Source organism: Syntrophorhabdus sp., from assembly GCA_012719415.1.
Classification (GTDB): Bacteria; Desulfobacterota; Syntrophorhabdia; order Syntrophorhabdales; family Syntrophorhabdaceae; genus Delta-02.
This window is the reverse complement of the sequence record JAAYAK010000170.1, coordinates 1-5,559: the sequence shown is the minus strand read 5'-3', so window position 1 is coordinate 5,559 and position 5,559 is coordinate 1. Positions and strand designations below refer to the sequence as shown.

Sequence of the window (5,559 nt, the reverse complement as noted above, 5' to 3'; positions counted from 1 at the left end):
TGGCCGTATAGGCGAACCCTTCCTCACCACTGCCCTTTTTGTCCTTTCCGGACGGACCGTCTGTCAATCCATTTCCGGGACCGCCCGGATATCCCGGCCCCGGGAATAAGGACCATGACCGGCGGACCGAACGGTTGTGCATATCACTTTGACCTGATATAATTCCCTCTGCAACAGTGACGGAGAAGGAGGATGTCATGAGATCTGTCCGTTATTGCCTCGCCCTTCTCGTGTTTTCGCTGCCCGTCCTTATCGCGCCATATCACGCGGCCGCCCAGACTTCGGTGCAGCAGACGATGAAGAAGTACAACTGCGCGAAAGACCGCAGCGGTGTCACGTTCTGCCAGAGGGTTGCCCCGGCCGGACGGTACTCCGGTCAGGAAGGCGTTTACAGCGAAAAGTCGGAAGGCAAGACCTGCAAATGGAAATGCAGGACCGAGAGAGGTATCGAAACGTGTCAGGCAAGCGGTCCCGAGTGCACCGGCAAGGCGCCGCCGCACTGGAGATAGAGACATGGCCGCTGAGTGTTGCCTGACGCTAGTTGCAGTTCAGCGTGAAATTGGCCTTCCCGGATTCCTTGGGATCGGGCGAGATGATCCTGATGGCCTGCCACCCGGAAGTGGAAAAACCGGGGCCGCCTATGTGCCAGGTGTTCGTAACGGTCTGGGCGCCCTGCTTTGTGAAGGTCACCGTCTGCTCCGGCCCGGTGGTGCCGTCGCTCCGCACAAAGACATACCTCACTGTGACCGGTTTTGAGACACTGATCATGCCCGCGGCGGCTATATGTCCCTTGAAAGTGATGACGGTGGGACAGGTGCCTGAGTAGGATTCAGGCTGCGCCTTCATCATCGTCACCCCTATCTTCGGGATGGGAACGACCTTTTCGACCTTGTCGGCCGCGGGGATCTTTGGCTTCTGCGGCAACTGCTGGGCATCGACCGTGGAGAAGCAGATCGTGACAACGAAGATGGCTGCAAGAAAAACGAAAACTGCCTGTCTCAAAGACATAGGACCCTCCCTGACTGGTTTCCTGTTTCCAATTGCCCTGCCGATGCCCCTATTGTAATTGCCGTTGCGGGAAAATGTCAAACAAAACGCGCACGGCCGTACTGGTCTGCCCTGCGGGCAAACGGGCACACGGGTGGGCGCCAGGGCGCCTACGAGCGCACGAGGAAAGGCTTCTCGAGGGAACCCCCGGACATTACCGTAACGCATAAGGCGGAACGGTTTTGTCCTTACCCGTGTGCCCGTATACTAATCTCTTAAGACGATTCCCGCTATGATCGACAGGCCGCTGATGAAATAGACCATTCGGACGTATTTGCCATGGAGGTCGAGAAGGACCCAGTTATCCGTCCTGAGAACGATGCGCATGAGTTTGACCACGAGGAGCACGCTGATGATCGATGCAAGCGCCCACGGTGACAGGAGGCCCATGAGGATGAGCGAGAGGATGCTTGCATAGATGAGAATGAAGAAGATGATGAGCCCCCGGAAGGCGCCTTTTCTGCCGAGCCTGACGGCGAGGGTCATCTTGCCCGAAGCCTCGTCGGTCCTCATGTCGGGGAGGCTCTGGTAATAGAGGATGGAGGCCACCATGATCCCGACGGGGATGGAGACGAGAAGAGGCTCGAGAGCGGGGGTGCCCGCCACGACCCAGTATGTCCCCGCGACCATGATGGGCCCCATGTTGATCCCCACGAAAAGCTCACCCAATCCGTGATAACCGTACCGTATCGGGGGGGCGACATAGAAATAGCTGCTGAAAGCGGAGAAGAGGATGGGGATGGCGAGAAGATGGAGCCTGAAATGGAAGACTATGATGTATGCGATGAAGAAGGCGATGGCATAGAGGCCGATTATGACCTTGAGCATCACCCGCGGGCTGATCTTTCCCTCCTGTATGACGCGGGAGCCTCCGATCGATTCCCCGGCATCGGTCCCCACGAGGTGGTCGAAATAGTCGTTGGCGAGGTTCGTTATGAGGTGGACGATGAGCGAGCCGAGAAGGACAAGCAGGAAACGCCCGGGCCTGACGGCGCCCGTTGTCTTGACGGCCATCGACCAGCCGATGATAAGGGGTATGAAGGTGGCCACGAAGAAAGGCAGCCTGCTTGCCTGCGCCCACGCCTTCAGGGTGTCGCCTGTCATGATGTTCCTTCCCCGGGTTTGATTCCCACGTGGAGATACGTGACGCCGAGAGTGAGGGGATACTTCGTTACCCTGACCATGCCGGCTTTCTCCATCATGGCCGCAAAAGCGTCGGGCTGGGGGAAGTTCATGATCGAATCGGCAAGGTAGTGGTACGCGGCAGGATTGGGGGAGAACCTCCTGGCAAGGCGGGGAAGGATGTGGTTGAGATAGACGTGGTAGAAAAGTTTGAAGAGACGGTTCTGTATGAAGGTCATCTCGAGGACCATGACGGCGCCTCCGGGCACAACTACACGCAGCATTTCCCTTAAGGCCCGTTCACGGTCAGGGATGTTCCTGATGCCGAAGGCGATGCCAACGACATCGAAGGAATTGTCACAAAAGGGAAGCTCCAGGGCGTCGCCCTGCATGAGGGTGATGCGACGGTCGAGCCCTTTTTTTTCGACCTTCACCTTCCCGAGTTCCAGCATCTCGAAAACGAAATCGGCGCCGGTGACGCTTATCCCGCCGTATCTCATCGCCGCGTCAATGGAAAGGTCGCCGGTGCCGCAGGCGACATCGAGAAACCGCATGGTTTTGAAGAAACGCATCTTTTTCACGGTGAAACGGCGCCAGGCGATATCGCGGCGCAGGCTCAGGAAGTGATTGAGAAAGTCGTACCTGCCCGTGATGGTGGAGAACATCTCCTTCACCATGCCGATGCGCTCCGCTTCCGACACCGCGCGCACCGATGGGTATTTCCTGTCTACAGGTTTTTCCATTTGCAGAATTTCCTTTCAAGAAGCTCGAATATCTCGTACATGACGATGCCGATGATCGACAGGGCGATGATCCCCACGAACATGGTGGCATAGTCAGCGCGTCCCCAAGAGTCTATGATGTAGAATCCGAGGCCCTCGCTCGTCGCGATGGATTCGACGAGAAAGAGGACCGCCACGGCTGTTCCCACGCCTATGCGAAGGGACGTGAAGATGCCGGGCAGGCTGACGGGCCAGACGACATGGAAGAAGAAGTCGAGCCTGCTTCCTCCCAGAGACCTGAGCGAGTAAGTGATCTCCCGGTCGATCTTGCGCGCGCTGTCGCGGGTGGTGATGAGGAGCTGGAAGAATATGATCATCGTGATGAGGACGATCTTGCCCAGGTCCCCGAGGCCGAAAAGGACGAAGATGACCGGCATCAGGACCACCTTGGGGATGGGATAGCCGAGGTAGATCAGCGGAGCGAAGAGCCTGTCGAGCCTTTCGTTGCTGCCGAGGACAAGACCCGCGGGCACGGCAAGAATAAAGGCAGAGAAGAGGGCCGCGAGGAGACGCAGGAGACTTGCCTCGACGTGGACCCAGAAGGCGGTCGTGATTATCTCTTCAAAGCCCCGGGCGAACACCCGGAAAGGGTCGGGAAGGATATTGCTGCCGAGCATGAGGGAAAGGGCGTACCACGCGAAATAGATGAAGAGGATGGTGGCCGCGTAAACGCCGATGGCCCGCCTCTTCATTCGAGACCCTCCAGGATACCCCTGAGTTCGGTGGTGCGCTCGAAGAAGACCGGGTCGTTCCGGTATTTAGCGGCGCCCACCCCGGGATTGTCCATGATCGTCCTTATCCCGCGGGCATTGCCGTCGAGGACGACGATCCTCCTTCCCAGGAATACCGCCTCTTCGATGTTGTGCGTGACGATGATGAAGCTGAACTTCCGCTGGGCGAAGACGTCGAGGAGGTTGTTCTGGAGCCGCTCCCGCGTGACGGTGTCGATGGCGGCAAAGGGTTCGTCGAGAAGCAGAAGCAAGGGGTTGAGAAGAAGCGCCCTTGCCAGCGCGACACGCTGGCGCTGGCCTCCGCTGAGCTGCGCCGGGTAGAGGTGGTCAAGTCCTTCGATATCGAGTTCCCTCTTGACGGAGCGCAGTCTCTTTTCAGGCACATCGATATGCTGGAGCCGTGCCCCCAGCGTGATATTGTCACCCACGGTCTTCCAGGGAAAGAGTCCGTAGTGTTGGAGGACGAGGGCAATCCTGCGTTCCCGGTCGGCGAGCGGCCCTTCCCGAAAGGTGATCGTGCCTGCCGTCGGCGGTATGAGTCCCGCGATGGCCAGCAGAAGAGTTGTTTTGCCGCATCCTGAAGGGCCGACGATGGCAAGGCAGTCGCGAAAGGCCAGTTCGAGGTCGACCCCCTCGAGGACCGTCTTCGACTCGTTCTCATTCTGAAAGGTCTTGCTTAGTCCCTCGATGGCGAGGAACCTACCGGATGTACCCATCTGCCACCAGGTCTTTGTATGTGAGGTCCTTCTTTACGATCTTCTTCTCCTTAAGCCACCGGTAGACATCCATGATCTGGGACTCGGAGGGTGTGTAGACTTTGGGGAAGCGCGGTATGGGGAAGGAGCCCTGGAGAGCCTCCGGCACCTTGCAGGACCTGTTCATTATCCCCCTCACTTCGTCGGAGTGCCGGCTTATGTACGCCGAGGCCTTGTCGACAGCCGCGAGGAACGACCGGACGGAAGCGGCGTTCTTGTCGAGGAAGTCGGTGTGAAAGGCGAGGACCGTCGCCGAGATGCCGTGGCCCCTGTCGTCAGCCAGGGTTTTCGCTCCCTTTGTTTCCGCCAGCGTCGCCAGGGGCTCCGGCAGCAGTGCCGCGCTTACCTGTCCCGAAAGGAGCATCTGGAGACGGATGGGTATGCTCTTGATATCCACGAGTTTGATGGATTCCCGGGAAACCTTCTTGTCCGCCAGGAGGCGGATGATGAGATATTCCGCAATGGTGTTGGAGCCCGTAGCTATGCCCGCGCGCGCGACGGACGAGAGGTCCGTCTGGTTGGCTTTCGGTGAGGCGAGGACGGCGAACATGCGCCGGTCGGCGGTTGTGTTGTAGTTCACGGCCACCATCCTGATCTTTGTCCCGTTGGCGACGAGGACCGTCGGGGTCATGATGTCGCCGAAGTATCCGGCTATCTGTCCCGATGTGAAGGCAATGTCCTTCTCCATCGCCGAGTTGAAAAGGACGATATCGACGTTCAGCCCCTGTTCCTTGAAGAAACCTTTCTCCGCCGCGACAAAGAGCGGCAGCGATTGAAGCACCGGAATGGTCCCGAACTTGAACGCCCGGGGTTTTTCAGTCGCATGAGCTGTGACGCCCAGACAAAGGACAAAAACGATGAGGAAGACAACAACAGACTTTACCCGTTTCATAACTACTCCCCTTACCCTTGATCGATGTATTCGGTCTATTAGTCTAGTGCGCGAACGGGGATTTTTCAAACAAAAACCCCCTTGCGGGGTCAGGGACCACAAAAACAGTTTCAGGTTTCACGTTTCAAGGAAGACAAGAACTGCACCGGTCGGCGACCGTGTTGACAACCGGTATTCTTCCACGATCTTTTTTCTGAAACCTGAAACCTGAAACCTGAAACCTGAAACCT

7 protein-coding genes are annotated in these 5,559 nt (G+C 57.8%); 1 reads left to right on the top strand and 6 read right to left on the bottom strand.

The features are described 5' to 3' along the window. Positions 1-197 precede the first annotated feature (197 nt). Positions 198-509: a hypothetical protein gene (locus GXX82_09955; protein ID NLT23360.1), complete on the top strand. Its 312-nt coding sequence runs from the start codon at positions 198-200 to the stop codon at positions 507-509. Between the two features lie 28 nt (positions 510-537). Here the strand turns inward: GXX82_09955 and GXX82_09950 are convergent, their stop codons facing one another. From GXX82_09950 to GXX82_09925, 6 genes are all read right to left on the bottom strand, one after another. After that, positions 538-1,008 (bottom strand): hypothetical protein, encoded by a 471-nt coding sequence (locus tag GXX82_09950; protein ID NLT23359.1) that lies wholly within the window; start codon positions 1,006-1,008, stop codon positions 538-540. 246 nt (positions 1,009-1,254) lie between these two features. Further along, on the bottom strand, positions 1,255-2,151 hold the full coding sequence (locus tag GXX82_09945) for a prenyltransferase (GenBank protein NLT23358.1): 897 nt from the start codon (positions 2,149-2,151) through the stop codon (positions 1,255-1,257). Continuing rightward, entirely contained in the window at positions 2,148-2,912 is a 765-nt protein-coding gene (gene ubiE, locus GXX82_09940; GenBank protein ID NLT23357.1) for a bifunctional demethylmenaquinone methyltransferase/2-methoxy-6-polyprenyl-1,4-benzoquinol methylase UbiE, read from the bottom strand. The genes GXX82_09945 and ubiE overlap by 4 nt, the downstream gene beginning before the upstream one ends. Then, the gene (locus GXX82_09935; GenBank protein ID NLT23356.1) at positions 2,897-3,643 is read right to left on the bottom strand and encodes an ABC transporter permease; all 747 of its coding nucleotides are present in this window, start codon (positions 3,641-3,643) and stop codon (positions 2,897-2,899) included. Before GXX82_09935 ends, ubiE begins: the two co-directional genes overlap by 16 nt. Beyond that, positions 3,640-4,398 (bottom strand): ATP-binding cassette domain-containing protein, encoded by a 759-nt coding sequence (locus GXX82_09930; protein ID NLT23355.1) that lies wholly within the window; start codon positions 4,396-4,398, stop codon positions 3,640-3,642. The genes GXX82_09935 and GXX82_09930 overlap by 4 nt, the downstream gene beginning before the upstream one ends. After that, positions 4,382-5,329 (bottom strand): ABC transporter substrate-binding protein, encoded by a 948-nt coding sequence (locus tag GXX82_09925; protein NLT23354.1) that lies wholly within the window; start codon positions 5,327-5,329, stop codon positions 4,382-4,384. The genes GXX82_09930 and GXX82_09925 overlap by 17 nt, the downstream gene beginning before the upstream one ends. Positions 5,330-5,559 lie beyond the last annotated feature (230 nt).